Raw genomic sequence first — 16,875 nt, forward strand, 5'->3', positions numbered from 1 at the left:
GATATGTCCGGAATGCAGGGTATGTCAGGCATGTCAGGAATGGACCACGACAAGATGAAAATGGACGGCATGCCCGGATCCGGCATGAAGGGGGCAGAGAAAGGCATGAAAATGAAAGGAAAGATGGGGGGATGTATGAAGATGAAGGGCATGGCCATGCCGAACGGTCAGGCAATGGCACCATCGGATAAAAAGATGAAAATGGGCTGCGGCGACATGGGCGACGGCATGAAAATGCCGATGGGCCCGCAGAGCATGCCCGACGCGGTTCATCAGCGCTGATCGGTTCCTGATGGAGCGGGGCGGCGTCATAAGCGTCGCCCCTGGACATGCCCAGGGAGGCACGCATGAAAAGATTAGCCTGGAGTCTCGCCGGCATTCTGCTGGTCGGGATCGGCGCGGGAACGGCCGTCGTTTTCGGTGGTCTGTATGATGTAGGCGCCACCTCGCCGCATTGGCGGCTGACCTATCGTGTTCTGGAAACGGCACGCTTCCATTCAATCCGGCATCACGCCGAGGGCATTACCACACCTGTCGATCTTGAGACGCAGGCACGGCTCGTCGGCGGTGCATCGCATTTTTCGATGCATTGCGCCTCATGTCATTCGGCGCCGGGCGTCGAGGCCGAGGATATGGCGGAGGGGATGTATCCGAAGCCACCGGTTCTGAATGATGTAGCGCAACGTTATACGCCGGGCGAACTGTTCTGGATTCTCAAGCATGGCATCAAGATGTCGGGCATGCCGTCCTGGGCGGATCATGGTGATGACGATCTCTGGAACATTGTGGCGTTTCTCGAGAAACTTCCGGGAATGAACAGTTCCACCTACCAGGCGCTGGTCGCTCGGGCAGAAGCAGCCGGCGGGCATCATATGCATCACGACATGGATATGCCGATGCCGCGACAGTAGATGCCGCTGGGATAATTGATCGAGATCAAGGAAAATATGCCATACCCCCGTATAGTAATAAGTGGTGTCCTGACGACATCCGGAAAACGGGCCGGTATGAACTTTGCCGAGGATGATGGCGTGTTGGAGAAAGCATGAGGCGCGTCTTTTTGAGCGGGAGTGTCGTGATCATGACACTGCTCATCAGCATGTCAGAGGGATTTGCTCAGGCACCGGGTGAGTCACCTGCCGTTCCGGCCATGTCTAGCGGCACTATGGCGGGGCCTACGGCAGGCAGCCCGCCACCTTCGCTGGCGCTGCGGCGCGATCAGCCGGAAGACGATGGGCCTATGGCAGCGCCCCGGGATGCCGACCGGGGTGCCGAATCGTCCGGCGGAATGAAGACGACCCCCGCTCGACCCGACTCAGGCATGTCCGACATGGGCGGCATGATGTCGATGGGTGGTGACGAGCATGCGAGCCATCACCCTGGCATGGGCGGGATGGGGATCCCCGGTGCGCCATCATCCAGGCCGACTGAGCAGGGCAATATGATGAGCCGCATGCTGCCCCAGGCTGGGCAGGCATTGAGTGCGGTTCCCGGGGCGGACAAGGCCGACGCAGGTTGTTGCGGAGCGCGCGGTCGCACGCCGCTTTATACCTTCATGATGACGCATCCGAAGCTGACGGACGCCGAACGTCAGATGCTGGCCGATATTGCGGCACAGAGGCTTCAAGACGGTCTTCGCGAAGTCGGCACCGCATCGGTCGATGCCGCTCAGTCCCTGTCGTGGGAGACGATGCGTCGATCCAGCCAGCATCTCCATGAAGGCGTTGCGTTGCTCGATAGCGGAATGGCCGCGCGCGCGGCCGCGACCGGCCTCGTGAATCCTCAAATGGTGGCATTCAACTGGTTCACGGCACAGATGGGTCTGCCGACAGTCGCGGCGAGCCAGCAGAACGGCCTGTTTTTCGGATTGACGCCGGCCCACCTGGTGTTCATGACGATCCTGATCCTGGTATCGATCGCTCTGCTGATCTTGCAGGTCCTGCGGTTGCATCGCGTGCAAGAGATTCTCAGGACCACCACGGCATTCGCACCGAAACCAACGGTCCCGCCCACGCCACCATCGTCGACCGGCGGCGGTCCAACACCTCCTGTTCCGCCGCCTCCCCCTGTACCGGGACCAGGCGGTGGAACGGCCACTCCGATCGTCGGCGCACCTCGACACGGCCTCTGGCGTGGCGGTCTGAAAGTGGCCCGGATCATTCGGGAGACACCGGCGATCGTGACGTTCTATCTAGTTCCGGCCGATGGGGGGCGGATTCCCTTTGACTTCAAACCCGGCCAGTTCGTGCAACTCACCATCGAGCCGACGTCTGGCAAGCCCGCGAGCCGGTCCTATACGATCGCATCGTCGCCGGGGCAGGTCGAACATCTCGAACTAACGATCAAACGCGAGGAACATGGGTTGGTCTCGCGCTACCTGCACGACACGGTCAAAGAGGGTGATCTTTTAAAGATCGCGGGTCCATCGGGTATGTTCACCTTTACGGGTGACGAGGCAGACTCGATCGTCCTGCTGTCCGGCGGCGTAGGCATCACACCGATGATGGCGGTCCTGTGATACCTGACCGATATCGTCTGGCCTGGCGAGATCTACTTCGTCTATTCCGCTCATGCCAGCATCGACTATGTGTTTCGCCAGGAAATCGAGTGGCTGGAACGTCGCAATGACAAACTGCACGTTATTGCCACCATGCGGCGGTCGCCGGGGACAGAGTGGTCGGGGCCGGAAGGGCGCATCACGAAGGAACTGCTTCAGCAATCGGTGCCAGATCTCACAAACCGGCGTATCCATGTCTGCGGCCCACCCGGGATGATGGCAAGCATGAGAGCGTTATTGACGGATCTCGCTGTGCCGGAAGCCAATGTTCATAGCGAGGCATTCGGACCAGCCGCGATGAAGGCCGAACCTGCGGTCGGGCCTGTGGCGGCCCCCTCATCCCCGGCCGTTACGCCTGCCGCAACGACCATTACGTTTTCCACTTCAGGGAAATCGGCTCCGTTGCAACTGGATGAAACGGTTCTCGACGCGGCTGATGCGGCAGGTGTCAATATTCCATCCTCCTGTCGATCCGGTATCTGCGGCATGTGTACGACTCACCTGCAGCAAGGTGAGGTGACGATGGCGGTCGAGGATGGGCTCGATCCGGCTGACAAGGCCAAGGGTTTCATCCTGGCCTGTCAGGCGAAGACCACGGGTGGTCCGCTGGTCGTGGAGGCGTGATGCAGGAGCGCAGCGAAATCATTGTCGGCGCCCTGGTCGTCCTGCTGGTGCTGTTCCCGCTGGGCTTTCTGGTGCATGTCGCGCCACGCTTTCCTGGGAGTCTGGCTGGCAGCCTGATTGGCATTTGCGCCGCCATCCTGATGCTGGTGCCGCTGATTTACGTAGCGGGCAAACGCATTCCCGTCGTGCATCGTTATTTCGCGCCGCGTGTCGAGAGCCGAACCCTTCTGTCGGTGCATATCTATGCTGGCGTCCTTGCACCCATTTTGGGCCTGATCCACGCCGCCCATAAATTCGATAGCCCGATGGGGATCTCGCTAACCGGCATCATGCTCGTCCTCGCTATTAGTGGCTATGTCGGGCGCTACATGTTGATCCAGATCGGGCGCGGATTGCGCGGTCGCACCCAGGAACTGGCCCAACTGCGCACGTCTCTGGCAGATGCCGGGGTGGCGCATCTGATGCCCGAGACGCCGGATGTGCCCCATAATATCGTCCAGCGCCTTTTTCTGACCTCGGCCTATCCCGGTACGCGGGGTACATCGGATCGCGAGGCCACGATTGCCTCGGCGCTGGCCGATGTTGAGTATGCGGTCAGGTCGGAGAGGGTGGCGAACGCACTGTTCGGGCGTTGGCGCAAGATTCACGTCATCCTTGTGGTCATCCTCTATTTTCTGCTGATTCTGCATATCTGGTCAGGCCTGTATTACGGGCTGAGGTGGCTATGAAGCCCGCTGTCATACTCTATACGGTCTTTGCGCTTGCGGCTCTGATCGTCGGACTGGTTGTGCCCCTTGCCGTGCATCGTTCCGGCAGTAACGCAGTTCCTGGTTGGGAAGGGTTGGTGAATCCCGGACCGATCTCGAAAGCGCACCAGTTTATCGCGGGCCAGTGCGAGACATGTCACAGGCCTTTCACAGGTGTGGTGACCAATAACTGCGTGACCTGTCATTCTCTGGCGTCGTTCGCCGACAAGCAATCCACCCGGTTTCATGTCGCGGCGACGCAATGTACGTCCTGTCATGTGGAGCACGGTGAGCGGCCACATATGACCGTGATGGATCATAGTGCATTGACGAGGGCGGATTTCTGGTCAGACACCGTTGCGCAACTTCGCTCGGCCGGGCTGGTTGGAGCGTCGCCGATTCCGGGAAGCGCTGCGGCTATTCCGACTGATCATCGACTTGACCGTGATGCCGTTCTCCATCTGAATTGCGCAAGCTGTCACTCCAACGTGGATCCTCATCGCGCCCGCTTTGGTCCTGATTGCGCGAGTTGTCACTCCACCAAGACATGGCTGATCGCCGCGTTCGAACATCCCGCCGATCAGATATCGACGGATTGCAACGCCTGTCACAAGGCGCCGCCCAGCCATTACATGATGCATTTCAAAATGATTTCGCAGCACGTCGCGCATCAGGATGCCCCGGTGGAGCATTGCTATGCCTGCCATACCACCGATGCATGGAACAATATTCGAGGGTATGGATGGTATAAGCACCATTAAATCTTACGAAATTTGCGTCAGAATATCGCCATTTAACGCGCGTGTGTGATGATGAAATCACTAGAAGCGGCGACATTGCCCAAAAAAGATATTGTAAATCAGAAAATATATCGAACGTTACGTATGATTATTTCGCACGTCGTAAACCTTTGAAGAAAGCAGTTGGCTTACTCTGGCCCGAATAGGGTTATTTCCAGGTTACGGCTAGATAGAAAAATTGACATTTCTTCAAAAAAATCTATAATTATTAGGACACTCCTAGAAGGGTTCAGGCTTTACTATATGCTTACCATTGATGATGGCGGAGGAACGTTATGATCGCATACTTGAGGAATTCGTTTAAAATAACGACGTGTATCTCTTTGATCGCTTTGCTTTCTGCATGTGGCACGACGACAGATCGTCGACTCACTGAGGACGAACAAAGTTGCCGGAGCATGGGGCATACTCCGGGAACGGCTGAGTTCAAGAACTGTCTGGCGGATTTAAATGCCAGAAGGTGTGCCACTTCCCGGCAAAAGGGGTGGGGCGAACATCACGATGCATCGCTGGACTGCACAAGATTGCCCTGAATACGCCGTTTATTATGTTGTGAAACATCGTTTGTGTATATCATTATATAATTAATAGGTGTCATGATGTCGCGATCCGGCTTGAGTCAGAAGCGCCGAATGGTGAGGCGTCGTTTTTGTTTGAGACATTCGGTAGCTTTTTCTGTGGATTACGGGTGGTCTAACATATTCTGTCGACGGTGCGGTTCATGTTGGTGTTCTGACTCGGATACAGATCGGACATCGCATCTTTTGTGATGTATACTGCGAGTACACATGTCCAGTTTCGGGGAGCAGATAACACAGGCTGGACGACCGACAAGAGGACGGTTAGCGACTTAATCGGCCTCGGGTTTTTCATGAAAAGTCAGAGGGTGGGAGTGATTTCATGACGGATTCAGGGGTGGGAGAGAGGCTTCCGCCCGTCCGTCACGGAGTGTTCCGCCATGGCGAGCGCCATCCAGAAAATCGCTCTCAATGCGTCCCGTGATATCCCTTTCAACAAACTGGTGCTGTCGCAGTCCAATGTGCGGCGTGTGAAGGCCGGCCTGTCGATCGAGGAACTGGCCCGCGACATCGAACGTCGCGGGCTGCTCCAGAGCCTCAACGTACGCCCTGTTCTGAACGATGATGGGACGGAGACAGGTTCCTACGAGGTGCCGGCTGGCGGCCGTCGCTTCCGCGCGCTCGAACTGCTGGTCAAGCAGAAGAAACTGGCCAAGACTGCCCCGGTGCCCTGTGTCGTGCGCGAGGCCGGATCGGCCATTCTCGCCGAGGATGATTCCCTGGCCGAGAACGTGCAGCGCGTGGCGCTGCATCCGCTGGACCAGTTTCGTGCCTTTCGGGACATGCTGGAGAAGGGCATGTCCGAGGACGAGATCGCCGCCGCGTTCTTCGTCGTGCCCACCGTGGTCAAACAGCGCCTGCGCCTGATGACCGTGTCCGACAAACTGCTCGAGATTTACGAGCAGGACGGCATGAAGCTCGATCAGCTCATGGCGTTTTCCATCAGTGATGACCATGCCCGTCAGGAGCAGGTCTGGGAGATTATCGCCCAGAGCCATAACCGCGAGCCCTATCTGATCCGCCGCATGCTGACGGAAAAAACCGTGCGCGCATCGGATCGCCGCGTGCGCTTCGTCGGGCTGGATGCCTATCTCGCTGCCGGTGGCCATGTCATGCGTGACCTGTTCGAGGCCGATGACGGCGGCTGGCTGCAGGATCCGACCCTCCTCGACCGGCTGGTGATGGACAAATTGGCTGGGGCGGCCGATGACATCCGCGCCGAAGGCTGGAAGTGGGTCGAGACGGCGCTGTCCTTCCCGTGGGGACACACGCGGGGCTTCGCGAGGATTGAAGGCTCGCCGGTTGTGCTCTCGGAAGAAGAAGCCGCCCGTCTAACCGCTCTGCACAGCGAGCAGGAAGCCATCGAGGCGGAATACGCACAGGCCGATGAGTTCCCCGACGACGTCGATACCCGGCTGGGGGAGATCGAACAGGCTATTGAGGCGCTGGAAGAACGCCCTGTGTCCTTCGATCCGGCGGAGGTGGTCCGGGCAGGGGCCTTTATCAGCCTGGATACTGATGCCACGCTGCTGGTCGAACGGGGCTTCGTCCGCCCTGAAGATGTGCCGGCGGAGCCCGAGGACGGCCCGGATACACCCGAGGGTGATGATGACGCGGTCGTCCATCACGGCGCGGGTGATGACGTCGAAGGAACTGGGACGGAAGGCGCCCCCGGCACCGAGCCCGAAGAGGAAGATGGGCTGAAGCCGCTGCCCGACCGCCTGCTGACAGAGTTGACGGCCTGGCGCACGCTGGCCCTGCGTGACGCGTTCGCCGGCAATCCGCACATCGCGTTGACCGAACTGCTCCACACGCTGGTGCGCGATCTCTACTGGCAGGTGTCGGGCGCGGATTGCCTGGAAGCCTATGTCCGGGAAATCCCGCTGCGGGTGCATTCGCCAGACATGCCGGGCAGTGTTCCCGCTCATGAACTTCGCCAGCGCAACGAGGGCTGGAAGCATGATCTTCCCGATGACGAGGATGCACTCTGGCAGTGGCTCGACGGGTTGGATGATACCAGTCGCCTGGCCCTACTGGCGCATTGCCTGTCTTTTGGCGTCAACGCGCTGCATGAATCGTCCCATGGTCCGTCTCTGGCACGTAGCGTCAGGGAGCGCCTGGCGCGAGCCGGCCGGCTGGCGACAGTGCTCCAACTCAATCCGGCCGAAGCGGGATGGCAGCCGACGGTGGAGAACTATCTCGGCCGTGTCACCAAGGCGCGTATCCTCGAAGCCGTACGCGAAGCACGCGGCGATGAGGCAGCGGCCCGCATTGCGCATCTCAAGAAAATGGACATGGCCAGTGAGGCCGAGCAGTTGCTGGACGGCTCCGGCTGGCTGCCCGAAGCATTGCGAACTGCTGGTTTGACCGACGGTCATCAGAAACAGGTCGCTGTTATCCCCATCGAAACCGCCACGAATATCGCGGCCGAATGACGGGCGCCTCGTAATTCATGACTCCGAACCTAACCGGCCCTGGCTTCGGTCAGGGCCGTCCTGCTGATCCAGGAGAAACAGGAGATGACCAATCCAGGAAATACGCCTGAACGGGCCGATACCTTCACCGCCTTTTCCGAGCATTATGAGGCCTATCGGAAACGGCAACAGGAATTTGGAGCAGTCAATCGCAAAGCACTGTTTGATTGCCTTGATGCTGCTGGGATCGAAACAGCGGTGGTCACCTTCGATGGTTGCGGAGATAGCGGCCAGATCGAAGATATGGCGGTCACTCCGGAAACCGATAATACGGTTCTGGAAAACTGCATGCCTTACATCTCTGTCGACTGGCAATGTGCCACGTCGAAAACTGATGATTGCAGCGTCAAGGATGTCATTGAGAACGTCTGCTACGACCTGCTTTCCGAAGCGCACGGTGGTTGGGAAAACAATGATGGTGCGTATGGCGAGTTTACCTTTGACGTCGCGGGACGGTCCATCGCCCTGGAGTATAACGAGCGTTACACCGCCGTCGAAAACTACGGCCATGAATGGACGGAGGAAGGGCACCATGGCGCATAGTTATCATCATGCCCTCTCCTCTGTGCGGAAATGGGGCGGTACGGTAGAGGATTACCTGCCGTTGCATACATGGTTCGATGAATCGAAACTGATCACGGCGGACTTCCGGCACCGGGCGCTGCGACACCATGCGGAAGGCATCTTCCTTGCCGAAAAACTGTTCGGTGTCACACTCACGCTTTCGACCGGGCGGGCAGTGCCGACCCGGCTGATCGGCGAACAGCACGTCCGGGAAGATTTCGGGTTTATCCCGAGCTTTGCGGACTGGGTGAAGGAAATCCGACCCTGTCCATGGATGGGACGCGCCAGGCCTCTCGATGTAGAGCATGAAACACCGCACAGTATGAGCTGATGCGGGATTTCGAGAAAGCGGCTTCCGTTATCCGGAAGCCGCTTTTTTCGTGCCGGTCCGGCCGGGAAGGAGTGAGAGGGCGGCTTCGCCTCTGATGCCGAATATCCGGCAAGAGAGGAGAGTCCCCATGTCCGCTTCCATTCTGTCTTCCGCCCGCACGGGCTTCCGGATTGATCCCTCCCGTGGCGAACGCAGCGCCCGCGTATCGTCCGAATGGTTCTCGCGCCCCGATGACGAACGCTATCTGTCGCTGTCCGACCTGCATGCTGCCACGCTGGCGCGGGCAGACCGGGCCACGGCCCGCACGGTGGAAAGCCGCGCCATCCGCGTCGAGGCCTCGCGCGACAATGTCGAGCGTCTGACCCTGACCGTGCCAGGACAGCATGAGCCGATCGCGCCGACGCATTGGTCCTTCGGCCAGATGTGCAGCCTGGTCAGCGCGCCGTCCTCCTATCTGCGCGACCTGCCGGCACCGCTGGCGGCGATCAATCTCCAGCACGGGCTGCTGTCGCACCGCGCCGAACTGGTGAAAACGCTGGAGACCGAAGACGGACGGGTAGAACTGCGCGCCGTGACCGGTCCGGATTATGGCCGCATCTGGGATCACGAATTGGTCGGGGCGGTGCGCAAGATCGCGGGTGACGGCACAGGCGATACCAACTGGAAGGTGCCGGGCGTCATCGACTGGGCCACCATGACCCATAATCCCTACGTCGATATCACCAAGGAAACTACGACGCTGTATGCGTCAGACAGGGACGTGTTCCTGTTCCTCGTGGATGATACGCATCCCATCGAGGCCGGACGCCTGCCCAATGGCGATCCCGATCTCTATTTCCGGGGTTTCTACGCCTGGAATTCGGAAGTCGGCAGCAAGAGCCTAGGCATTGCGTCATTCTATCTGCGCGGGGTGTGTCAAAACAGGATGTTGTGGGGCGTGGAAAATTTCGAACAGATCACCATCCGGCATAGTAAGTTCGCGGCCTCGCGCTTCGTGCATCAGGCGACACCAGCACTACGGAATTTCGCCACTGCCAGCCCGGCCTCGTTCGTCTCCGGCATTCAGGCCTCGCGTCGGGCGCTGGTCGCGAAAACAGATGAAGACCGCGAAAGTTTCCTGCGTCGTCGCGGGTTCTCGAAACCGGAAACCGCAAAGATCATCGAAACCGTGCTGCACGAGGAAGGCCGCAAGCCCGAGAGTGTGTTCGATTTCGTGCAGGGGATTACGGCGCTGGCGCGGACAAAGGCCAACCAGGACACGCGGCTGGATCTGGAAGAGAAGGCCCGCAGGCTGATGGAGCGTGCTTCCTGAAAGCCGCTTTTCTGTCTTTCCGTAAAGACGTTTTTACGAGCCCGGCCACTGCGCCGGGCTTTTTCGTTTCGGGAGTCATTCCGATGGCTGATTTCTTCACGCATTTCTCGTGCGTTCTCGATGTGGGTACGGTGGAAAACGCTGCCAAGGCGCTCGATCTCTACAATGAATTCATGGACGAACTGGCGGCGGAAGACCCGCCATCTGATGGGTTCCGGCTTTCTGTAGAACCGGAATATGGTGGCACCAAGCTTTGGATGCGCGATGAGGTGACTGGCGATCCGCATCAGGTCGTGGAATTCGTGCTACGCTGTGCGCGGGCCTTCCGGCTTCGGGGCCGATGGGGATTCCAGTGGGCCAATAGCTGTTCACGTCCCCGGATCGGCGCCTTCAGCGGCGGTGCGCATCTGCTTGACCTTGGCAGGCGCAAAACGATTTCATGGATGACCACCGATCGCTGGCTGGCGATCGCCCTGGACGGAGGCAATCCCGACACAGGAGGGCAGGGCGATGACCTTGCATGATGCAGGCGATCTCGCCCGTCGTCTGGCGGAGAACGCGGAGGCGGTGTGCCGGCAGTATCTGTCCGCCGGTCGCCGTCACGGCAATTACTGGCTGGTCGGTGACGTGCGCAATACGCCCGGCCGGTCGCTGTTCGTCCGGCTCCACGACACCGCCAACGGCAGGGCGGGAAAATGGACGGACGCTCAGTCGGGTGAGCATGGCGACCTGCTCGACGTGATCCGCGAAAGCCTCGGCCTGGTGGATTTCCGCGACGTGGCCGACGAGGCACGCGCCTTCCTCAGCCTGCCGCATCCTGACCCAGTGCCGCCGTCACAGGACCGACCTGCCCGTGAGCGTGCTTCCGCCAGTTCTTCCGAAGCGGCACGACGGCTCTGGGCCATGTCCGGGCCGATCATAGGCACATCCGTAGACGCGTATCTCCGTAGACGCGACATTACGCTTTTGCACGGAACCGAAGCCCTGCGCTTCCATCCGCGTTGCTTTTACCGCCCGGACGAGGACGGTCTGACCGAGACCTGGCCCGCCATGATCGCCGCTGTCACCGACCTCGACGGCACTCTGACCGGTGTGCATCGCACCTGGCTGGCGGCGGACGGCCGTGGCAAGGCACCGGTCGACCATCCGCGCCGTGCCTTGGGCGGGCTGCTCGGTCATGCCGTGCGCTTCGGGGTGGCATCCGACGTGCTCGCCGCCGGGGAAGGCATCGAGACGGTGCTTTCGCTGCGGCAGGTTCTGCCCGATCTGCCATTGGCCGCCTGCCTGTCTTCGGCACATCTCGCTGCCCTGATCTTTCCGCCGCTGCTACGCCGTCTCTACGTCCTGCGCGACGACGATCCGGCCGGGGATCAGGCGCTGGCGACGCTGCACGCCCGCGCGGGTGACGCCGGGATCGAACTGATCGGCCTGTCGCCACGGCTGGGCGATTTCAATGATGATCTCCGTGCGCTGGGACGCGGCGCGCTGCGGGCGATCCTGCATCCGCAACTCGCGCCAGCGGACGTGGCACGCTTTCTGGAGGCCGCCGATACCTGAGCGGGCCGGAAAGAGGAGTGGGGGGGCCGTCTTCTGTCGGCGGGCCTGTCCTGCCTCCCGTCCGGCAGGTCCGCGCCCCGGCCTTTCAAGTGGGGAGCGGGCGTCAGCCGGGCCGGGCCTTCAATGGCGTGAGCCGGCTATTTTCCGTCGCGCCCTGTGGGGGCGCTTTACATCGCGAGGCAAAATAGCCGGCCCCCTGCCATCCTTCGCTGTGCTGCGGCCGCGCGCCAGCGCGCGGTTCCGGCCCGTCCCTGGTCTGCCGCTGTCCGCCCCCGGAAAGGCCGCGAAGGGCGCAGCCGGAGACCTGGGAGGACAGCCTCATGACCCGCATGACCGACGATTTCGAACCGCCGCACGCCGCTTCATCCACCGCGCATGTGCTGACCGAACTCCAGATGTATGGCTACCGTCCCTTCGCGGACGAGCCGGACCCCAGGCCGCTACCCGAAGCGCAGCGCATCGGGGGTGCTGTGGCCGACATCTTCGACGCCATCGCTGCGACGCTGACCGACACACGGCTGGAAGCCGATCTCGAAGCATTGCTCTGGTCCACCGTGAACATCTTCCACCGCATGGTCGGCCAGGTTGAGCGTGAGCTTGACCGCAACGAGCAGGCGCAGAAACGGAGCCAGCAGGAACAGGATGGCAGCGAGATCCGCTCGGTGGAACTGGAGCGGCTGATCGCCGAAGGGCTGACCCTGATCGAGCGCCGCAACGCCTACGAGATCTTCCGCGACGAGGCGCAGGAGCAGTTCGAGCGCCTGACCCTGAGCGCGTGGCGTCCGAAGGCCGGCTCGCTGGTGTCACGTCGCACCATGACGGCCTCCATGATCGACAGCCGCGATTTCCTCAACGCCCGACGCCGCGCCGAGGGCGAGTTGCTGGTCCCGCCCGGCCCCAAGGTGGTCGTGACCGGGGGCCTGGACTTCGACGACCATATCCTGATCTGGGACCGGCTGGATAAGGTGCGGGCCAAGCATCCCGACATGGTGCTGCTCCACGGTGGCTCGCCCAAAGGTGCTGAGTTCATTGCCTCACGTTGGGCCGATCACCGCGATATCGTGCAGATCGCCTTCAAGCCGGACTGGACCAGGCATGCCAAGGCCGCGCCCTTCCGTCGTAACGATGCGCTGCTCGACACTATGCCGATCGGCGTCATCGTCTTCCCCGGTTCAGGCATCCAGGAAAATCTGGCCGACAAGGCAAAGCGGCTCGGTATCCCGGTCCTGCGGTTCGGAGGCGGCGCGTGAGCGCTCTCTCCTTCCCCGCAAGCCAGCGTCTCAGGCAAGAACCTCAAGACCGTGCTTCTGAATGACGCTCAACAGCTTGAGCGCCATCCCGCTCGGCCGTTTGGCGCCGCTCTCCCACTTCTCGACCGTGCTTTCGCTCGTGTTCAGATACCGCGCGAAGACCGGCTGGCTGACATTGTTCGCCTCGCGGAGACGCTTGATCTCGATCGGCTCGATCGCAGGGGGCACCACCAGATGGCGCGTGTCAAAATCACGCATCGTCGCCTTGTCGAGCGCGCCGACCTTGTGCAGCATTACCGCCCCGGAATGAATGGCCTCGGAAATGTCGCTCCGGAAGCTATTTTTTCTCTTCATCGCCATGGCATATCTCCGTCAGGTCTCGATCCTTCAAAAGCCGTTCGACCTGTTCCCCGGTCAGCACGGCATAGGCTTTGGCGAGGGTCCGGAAGTCTTCCAGTTCATCGCTATCGATATTGTCCCGGTCCTTCTTCGCGAACAGATAGGCGTAGATCCAGTATCGACCGCCTTTCGCAAGAATAATGCTGCGATGCAGGTTCTTGTTCAGGCGCTTCTTGAAGACACCACCACCCAGATCGACGGCCTGACCCTTCATGACCTCCCGGATCGCTTTGCAGAGTTCATCGTCTTTGATGCGAGCTTTCCGGGCCGCCCTGGCGAACCAGGCGGTCTTGAATGCCCGCTGGGATGGCTCGGCATTGGTCATGACCTCCTATGTAGCACCAGGTGCTATGGATCGCAAGGTTCTTCGCAACGCCACCGGATCACGGGGGAAGGCAATAACGCTCGACCTGATTGACCGCAACGTCCGCATACCAGCGATAGATTTCGATGATATCGTCACCGGCGGGACGTAAGCCGCGCGGATTTTCGTTCCGGTCACCGTATCATCTGCGCTATAATGCGGGTTGCGCCGTGGTGGTGGTGGCAGGCGCGACCGTCCGACATTGTCGGTTGCACGGAGACCGCCGCCATGTTCATCCTTGCTCCCTTCCTGCTCGTCGCCGGCATTGGCTTCCTGTGCTGGTTGTTCTTTACCGTGGCAGTCTTCGCCCTGCCCTGCGCCATGGGTCTGATGGCCGGGTTCTGGGCGTATGGTGCGGGTGCTGGTGTTGTCGGCGGGATCATCGTCGGTTTCGTCGCGGGCGCTGCAACCTTCGTTATTGGCCAGGTCGCCTTCGCCTTGGTGCCGTGGATGTGGCTCAAGCTGCTGATCGTCCTGCTCTATACGGTGCCCGCCATTATCATGGGCTACAGCACGACACATGGGATCGCCCAGATGCTGATGCCGTCTCCGGCGTGGCAGCTCTTTTTCTCCATCATCGGCGCGATCGCGGTGGGCGTCACCGCTTTCATCCGCTTTACAACCGTGGCCCCACCCGGACCGTCCGGCGGCAATATCGCGCGGGTCTGACACCGCTCTGGCAACCGGCGAGGCAGGACAGGATCGGGGGCTTTCGCATCTGGCCGCCTCGCTGTCAGGAGGGTATGGCAGGAGCGATCGATGAGGCCCTGATTGCAGCATATTGGCTGAAGGTGCTCTTTCCCTGGAGCGTGGACGTCCAGCGCTTCCTGTCAGCATCGGCCGGTGGAATCCCGGAAGGCAGGGCGTGTCCGTGCGAAACGCAGTCCCGGAACGGGGCGTGTGCAGGGTCGGAAGCAGGGCATGACGATGCCTTCCCCTTCCTGGCCGACACTTGCGTGGGGCGCGGGTGGCCATAGTCTCCGTGATGTGTGCTCTGTCGGGCCGCGCACGCATGCCGCCTCTCAAGATGGCTGATCTAGCCGAAGGTCGGCTGCGCCTCGATCGGCCATGGCGCAACAGCGGTCCATAATTTTCTTCCCCTGACGGCTGCGCCGTCATTCCTCGCGAAACAAGAAAATTCCGTCCCGCCGTCCTCCGCTGCGCTTCGGTCCCTACGGGATGCGCCGCCGCTCGCCTCCGTCTGTCCGATCGCCATCGAGGCCGCAATGGTGCGGGCTCGGTAACAGAGATCACGGAGCAGTATCATGGCTACCATCGGCACCTTCAAGAAAGTCGGCAACGGATATAACGGCGAGATCGTCACCCTCTCGCTCCAGACCCCCAACGTCCGCATCGCCCCCGAGACCACGCGCCTGAACGAAAATGCCCCCAGCCACCGCGTCTTCGTCGGCCGGGTCGAGATCGGAGCGGCCTGGTCCCGGCGCTCCAACGAGGGGCGCGACTATCTGAGCCTCAAGCTCGACGATCCGAGCTTCAACGCCCCGATCTTCGCCAACCTCTTCGATGACGAGGACGGCGAGGGCTACAGCCTGATCTGGTCCCGCCCCAACGGCCGCCGCAACGGCGACTGAGGTGCCAGCGATCCCCCGCCCGGCCGGTCCGGGTGGGGCCTTCGCATGACCGATCGCGAACCGGCGGGTGGGCGCACCAGTCGCGCCGCGCCCAATCTGCCAATGTGTGGGCAAGAAAGGGGAACAGGGCTTCCCTCAGCCTTCCCATTGTACCATGCCCGGCGTGAACCGCCTCAAGGACGCGCGGTCCCCCCAATTTTGCCCGGCGCACCCTACGGGCACACCAGACAAAATCGGCTCCCCCGCGCGCCGCTGGGGCGGTCGCCTGCGGCGATCCTTGACCCGATTCACGCGCGCATGAGGCGACGGCCTGTCTTCGAAAAACGAAAGGAGCAGGACGATGACCACGCTACACGACCAGATCCAGATGCTGCGCGCCGAACTGACCAGCTTTCACCTCAGCCGTCGTGAGCGGGCCAAAATCGAGCGTGAACTGAACCAGGTATGCGCGCAATTCGCAGCAAAATGCCACGACGGGGAGGCCTCCGCGTAAGCGGGGGTCTTTTCGTCTGGTCGCCCGTACCGACGGCGGACCCCACTGACGGTCCTATCAGAAGCAGGACGCCGGTGTTTCCTCACTATCCAACTGAAAGAACGATATTGAATCTCCATTATACGACTATTATAGTCGTATTTCTGGTGTGCATGCCCTGCATGTCGGATGTGATCATGGATGATCACTGGCCGACAGGTAAGGGCGGCACGGGCACTCCTGAACTGGACACAGGAACGGCTCGCTGAAAAAGCCCTCGTAGCATTGACCGCGCTCAAGCGCCTTGAATCCGAGCGTGGCCTTGGTGTCCATGAGGGCACGATCGACCAGGTCCGCCGCGCGCTGGAAGCAGCGGGCATCCTGTTCATCGAGTCCGGGCAAGGGCGTGGTGTCATGTTTCTTCACGAGACTTCCGATCCACAGACGCGACAGGATGCGGGCCGTCGCAGACGCGCGCCGTCCTGATCGGCCTGGCCGCGCAGCCTTCCCACTCGGCCCCGCGTTGTTTTTTGCGTCAGCGCGGAACCGTCGAACGGTCGTCATTCCACGAATTTGTTATCGAACCGATCCAACAGCGCTATCACGAGGGATCGTCATGACCCACCCATCCTTCCAGGATCACCCGCCTCTGACGGCGCGTGTGAACGCCTATGACGAGCAGCATCTCGACCTTTATCTCCGCCTCCTGATCGCCGACGAGGAAGGTGCCGACTGGCGCGAAGTCGTTGCGGTGCTGTTCAAAATCGATCCTGTCTGTGAACCCGTGCGCGCCAGGGCTGTTTACGACAACCATCTTGCACGGGCGCGCTGGATGACCAAAGCCGGCTACCGGCATTTGCTGGAGCCGCGCCTGCAATAGCCGGGCTTCGCCGGCCCACGCGCTGGTCCCCCACGGCACTCTCCCCAATAGAAAATCAGGGTCTATGCGCTCGCGGTTCCGATCCGGCTAATTGAGGCTGCCCCCTTGCCGTATGAGGGGCCAGACAGGGAGGTCACCATGCCGACATCCTTCTGGCGTTCACAGGAAATACGCGACCGTATCAGCACTCTGGACCGTTCCGGTTTCGCCGTCGAGTTCCTGCGCCGCAACGCGACGTACCGTCGCGAGTATGCCCGCCTGCAACGACGCATCGCCCGCCGGGCAACGGACGCCGCCGCAGAGCGCGCGGCGTTCGCCGAACGCTGGGGGTTGGGCTTTTGTCCATGCTCCCGATGAACCCGCCCGCCGCGGCCG

General features: G+C 61.0%; 24 protein-coding genes. 21 read left to right on the forward strand and 3 right to left on the reverse strand.

The annotated features are described in order from the left end of the window. The first annotated feature begins 12 nt into the window (after positions 1-12). The 13 genes from EMQ_RS09030 (at position 13) to EMQ_RS09090 (ending at position 12,793) form a co-directional block, all read left to right on the forward strand. The gene (locus EMQ_RS09030) at positions 13-282 is read left to right on the forward strand and encodes a hypothetical protein (protein ID WP_232092246.1); all 270 of its coding nucleotides are present in this window, start codon (positions 13-15) and stop codon (positions 280-282) included. Positions 283-347: 65 nt separating this feature from the next. After that, positions 348-911 carry a c-type cytochrome gene (locus tag EMQ_RS09035; protein WP_018308138.1) on the forward strand — a complete coding sequence of 188 codons (564 nt, stop codon included), beginning with the start codon at positions 348-350 and terminating at the stop codon, positions 909-911. Positions 912-1,081: 170 nt separating this feature from the next. Beyond that, positions 1,082-2,518, forward strand: a complete 1,437-nt coding sequence (locus EMQ_RS09040; RefSeq protein ID WP_018308137.1) for an FAD-binding oxidoreductase — start codon at positions 1,082-1,084, stop codon at positions 2,516-2,518. Between the two features lie 30 nt (positions 2,519-2,548). After that, positions 2,549-3,181 carry a flavin reductase family protein gene (locus EMQ_RS09045; protein WP_269208721.1) on the forward strand — a complete coding sequence of 211 codons (633 nt, stop codon included), beginning with the start codon at positions 2,549-2,551 and terminating at the stop codon, positions 3,179-3,181. After that, positions 3,181-3,909: a hypothetical protein gene (locus tag EMQ_RS09050; protein ID WP_010668179.1), complete on the forward strand. Its 729-nt coding sequence runs from the start codon at positions 3,181-3,183 to the stop codon at positions 3,907-3,909. Before EMQ_RS09045 ends, EMQ_RS09050 begins: the two co-directional genes overlap by 1 nt. After that, positions 3,906-4,688: a hypothetical protein gene (locus tag EMQ_RS09055; RefSeq protein WP_010668178.1), complete on the forward strand. Its 783-nt coding sequence runs from the start codon at positions 3,906-3,908 to the stop codon at positions 4,686-4,688. The genes EMQ_RS09050 and EMQ_RS09055 overlap by 4 nt, the downstream gene beginning before the upstream one ends. A 997-nt stretch (positions 4,689-5,685) precedes the next feature. Next, positions 5,686-7,740: a ParB/RepB/Spo0J family partition protein gene (locus EMQ_RS09060; protein WP_018308134.1), complete on the forward strand. Its 2,055-nt coding sequence runs from the start codon at positions 5,686-5,688 to the stop codon at positions 7,738-7,740. 84 nt (positions 7,741-7,824) lie between these two features. After that, positions 7,825-8,322, forward strand: coding sequence for a DUF6878 family protein (locus tag EMQ_RS09065; protein WP_010669160.1), 498 nt, complete (start codon positions 7,825-7,827; stop codon positions 8,320-8,322). After that, a complete protein-coding gene (locus tag EMQ_RS09070) occupies positions 8,312-8,674 on the forward strand; it encodes a DUF6915 family protein (protein ID WP_010669161.1) in 363 nt (120 codons plus the stop codon). Before EMQ_RS09065 ends, EMQ_RS09070 begins: the two co-directional genes overlap by 11 nt. A 127-nt stretch (positions 8,675-8,801) precedes the next feature. Then, a complete protein-coding gene (locus tag EMQ_RS09075; RefSeq protein ID WP_018308133.1) occupies positions 8,802-9,986 on the forward strand; it encodes a hypothetical protein in 1,185 nt (394 codons plus the stop codon). An 83-nt stretch (positions 9,987-10,069) separates the two neighbouring features. Then, entirely contained in the window at positions 10,070-10,510 is a 441-nt protein-coding gene (locus tag EMQ_RS09080) for a hypothetical protein (protein ID WP_018308132.1), read from the forward strand. Continuing rightward, positions 10,497-11,543 carry a DUF7146 domain-containing protein gene (locus EMQ_RS09085; RefSeq protein ID WP_010517764.1) on the forward strand — a complete coding sequence of 349 codons (1,047 nt, stop codon included), beginning with the start codon at positions 10,497-10,499 and terminating at the stop codon, positions 11,541-11,543. Before EMQ_RS09080 ends, EMQ_RS09085 begins: the two co-directional genes overlap by 14 nt. 320 nt (positions 11,544-11,863) lie before the next feature. Next, on the forward strand, positions 11,864-12,793 hold the full coding sequence (locus EMQ_RS09090) for a DUF2493 domain-containing protein (protein WP_010517762.1): 930 nt from the start codon (positions 11,864-11,866) through the stop codon (positions 12,791-12,793). Positions 12,794-12,823: 30 nt separating this feature from the next. Here the strand turns inward: EMQ_RS09090 and EMQ_RS09095 are convergent, their stop codons facing one another. Both EMQ_RS09095 and EMQ_RS09100 read right to left on the reverse strand, forming a co-directional pair. Further along, positions 12,824-13,153: a helix-turn-helix domain-containing protein gene (locus EMQ_RS09095; protein WP_018308131.1), complete on the reverse strand. Its 330-nt coding sequence runs from the start codon at positions 13,151-13,153 to the stop codon at positions 12,824-12,826. Continuing rightward, the gene (locus EMQ_RS09100; protein ID WP_010517758.1) at positions 13,131-13,517 is read right to left on the reverse strand and encodes a type II toxin-antitoxin system RelE/ParE family toxin; all 387 of its coding nucleotides are present in this window, start codon (positions 13,515-13,517) and stop codon (positions 13,131-13,133) included. Before EMQ_RS09100 ends, EMQ_RS09095 begins: the two co-directional genes overlap by 23 nt. Between EMQ_RS09100 and EMQ_RS09105 the strand changes: the two genes are divergently transcribed. The 3 genes from EMQ_RS09105 to EMQ_RS09115 all read left to right on the forward strand — a co-directional run bounded on the left by EMQ_RS09105 (position 13,516) and on the right by EMQ_RS09115 (position 14,591). After that, positions 13,516-13,668, forward strand: a complete 153-nt coding sequence (locus EMQ_RS09105) for a hypothetical protein (protein ID WP_010668868.1) — start codon at positions 13,516-13,518, stop codon at positions 13,666-13,668. The two genes, EMQ_RS09100 and EMQ_RS09105, sit on opposite strands and share 2 nt — an antisense overlap. Before the next feature lie 116 nt (positions 13,669-13,784). After that, positions 13,785-14,225: a hypothetical protein gene (locus EMQ_RS09110; protein ID WP_010517753.1), complete on the forward strand. Its 441-nt coding sequence runs from the start codon at positions 13,785-13,787 to the stop codon at positions 14,223-14,225. A gap of 174 nt (positions 14,226-14,399) precedes the next feature. Continuing rightward, positions 14,400-14,591: a hypothetical protein gene (locus EMQ_RS09115; protein ID WP_173574328.1), complete on the forward strand. Its 192-nt coding sequence runs from the start codon at positions 14,400-14,402 to the stop codon at positions 14,589-14,591. Position 14,592: 1 nt separating this feature from the next. Here the strand turns inward: EMQ_RS09115 and EMQ_RS09120 are convergent, their stop codons facing one another. After that, the gene (locus EMQ_RS09120; RefSeq protein ID WP_010517748.1) at positions 14,593-14,823 is read right to left on the reverse strand and encodes a hypothetical protein; all 231 of its coding nucleotides are present in this window, start codon (positions 14,821-14,823) and stop codon (positions 14,593-14,595) included. Here EMQ_RS09120 and EMQ_RS09125 point away from each other — a divergent pair. From EMQ_RS09125 to EMQ_RS09145, 5 genes are all read left to right on the forward strand, one after another. After that, the gene (locus EMQ_RS09125) at positions 14,822-15,148 is read left to right on the forward strand and encodes a DUF736 domain-containing protein (RefSeq protein WP_018308129.1); all 327 of its coding nucleotides are present in this window, start codon (positions 14,822-14,824) and stop codon (positions 15,146-15,148) included. The genes EMQ_RS09120 and EMQ_RS09125 overlap by 2 nt on opposite strands. A 340-nt stretch (positions 15,149-15,488) precedes the next feature. After that, entirely contained in the window at positions 15,489-15,641 is a 153-nt protein-coding gene (locus tag EMQ_RS09130) for a hypothetical protein (RefSeq protein WP_010518334.1), read from the forward strand. A 180-nt stretch (positions 15,642-15,821) separates the two neighbouring features. Further along, positions 15,822-16,106 carry a helix-turn-helix domain-containing protein gene (locus EMQ_RS09135; RefSeq protein ID WP_018308128.1) on the forward strand — a complete coding sequence of 95 codons (285 nt, stop codon included), beginning with the start codon at positions 15,822-15,824 and terminating at the stop codon, positions 16,104-16,106. Positions 16,107-16,236: 130 nt separating this feature from the next. Then, positions 16,237-16,500 carry a DNA -binding domain-containing protein gene (locus EMQ_RS09140; protein ID WP_010518332.1) on the forward strand — a complete coding sequence of 88 codons (264 nt, stop codon included), beginning with the start codon at positions 16,237-16,239 and terminating at the stop codon, positions 16,498-16,500. A gap of 138 nt (positions 16,501-16,638) precedes the next feature. After that, on the forward strand, positions 16,639-16,857 hold the full coding sequence (locus EMQ_RS09145; RefSeq protein WP_010518331.1) for a transcriptional regulator domain-containing protein: 219 nt from the start codon (positions 16,639-16,641) through the stop codon (positions 16,855-16,857). Positions 16,858-16,875: the final 18 nt, after the last annotated feature.

It is taken from the genome of Acetobacter aceti NBRC 14818 (assembly GCF_000193495.2).
Lineage (GTDB): Bacteria > Pseudomonadota > Alphaproteobacteria > Acetobacterales > Acetobacteraceae > Acetobacter > Acetobacter aceti.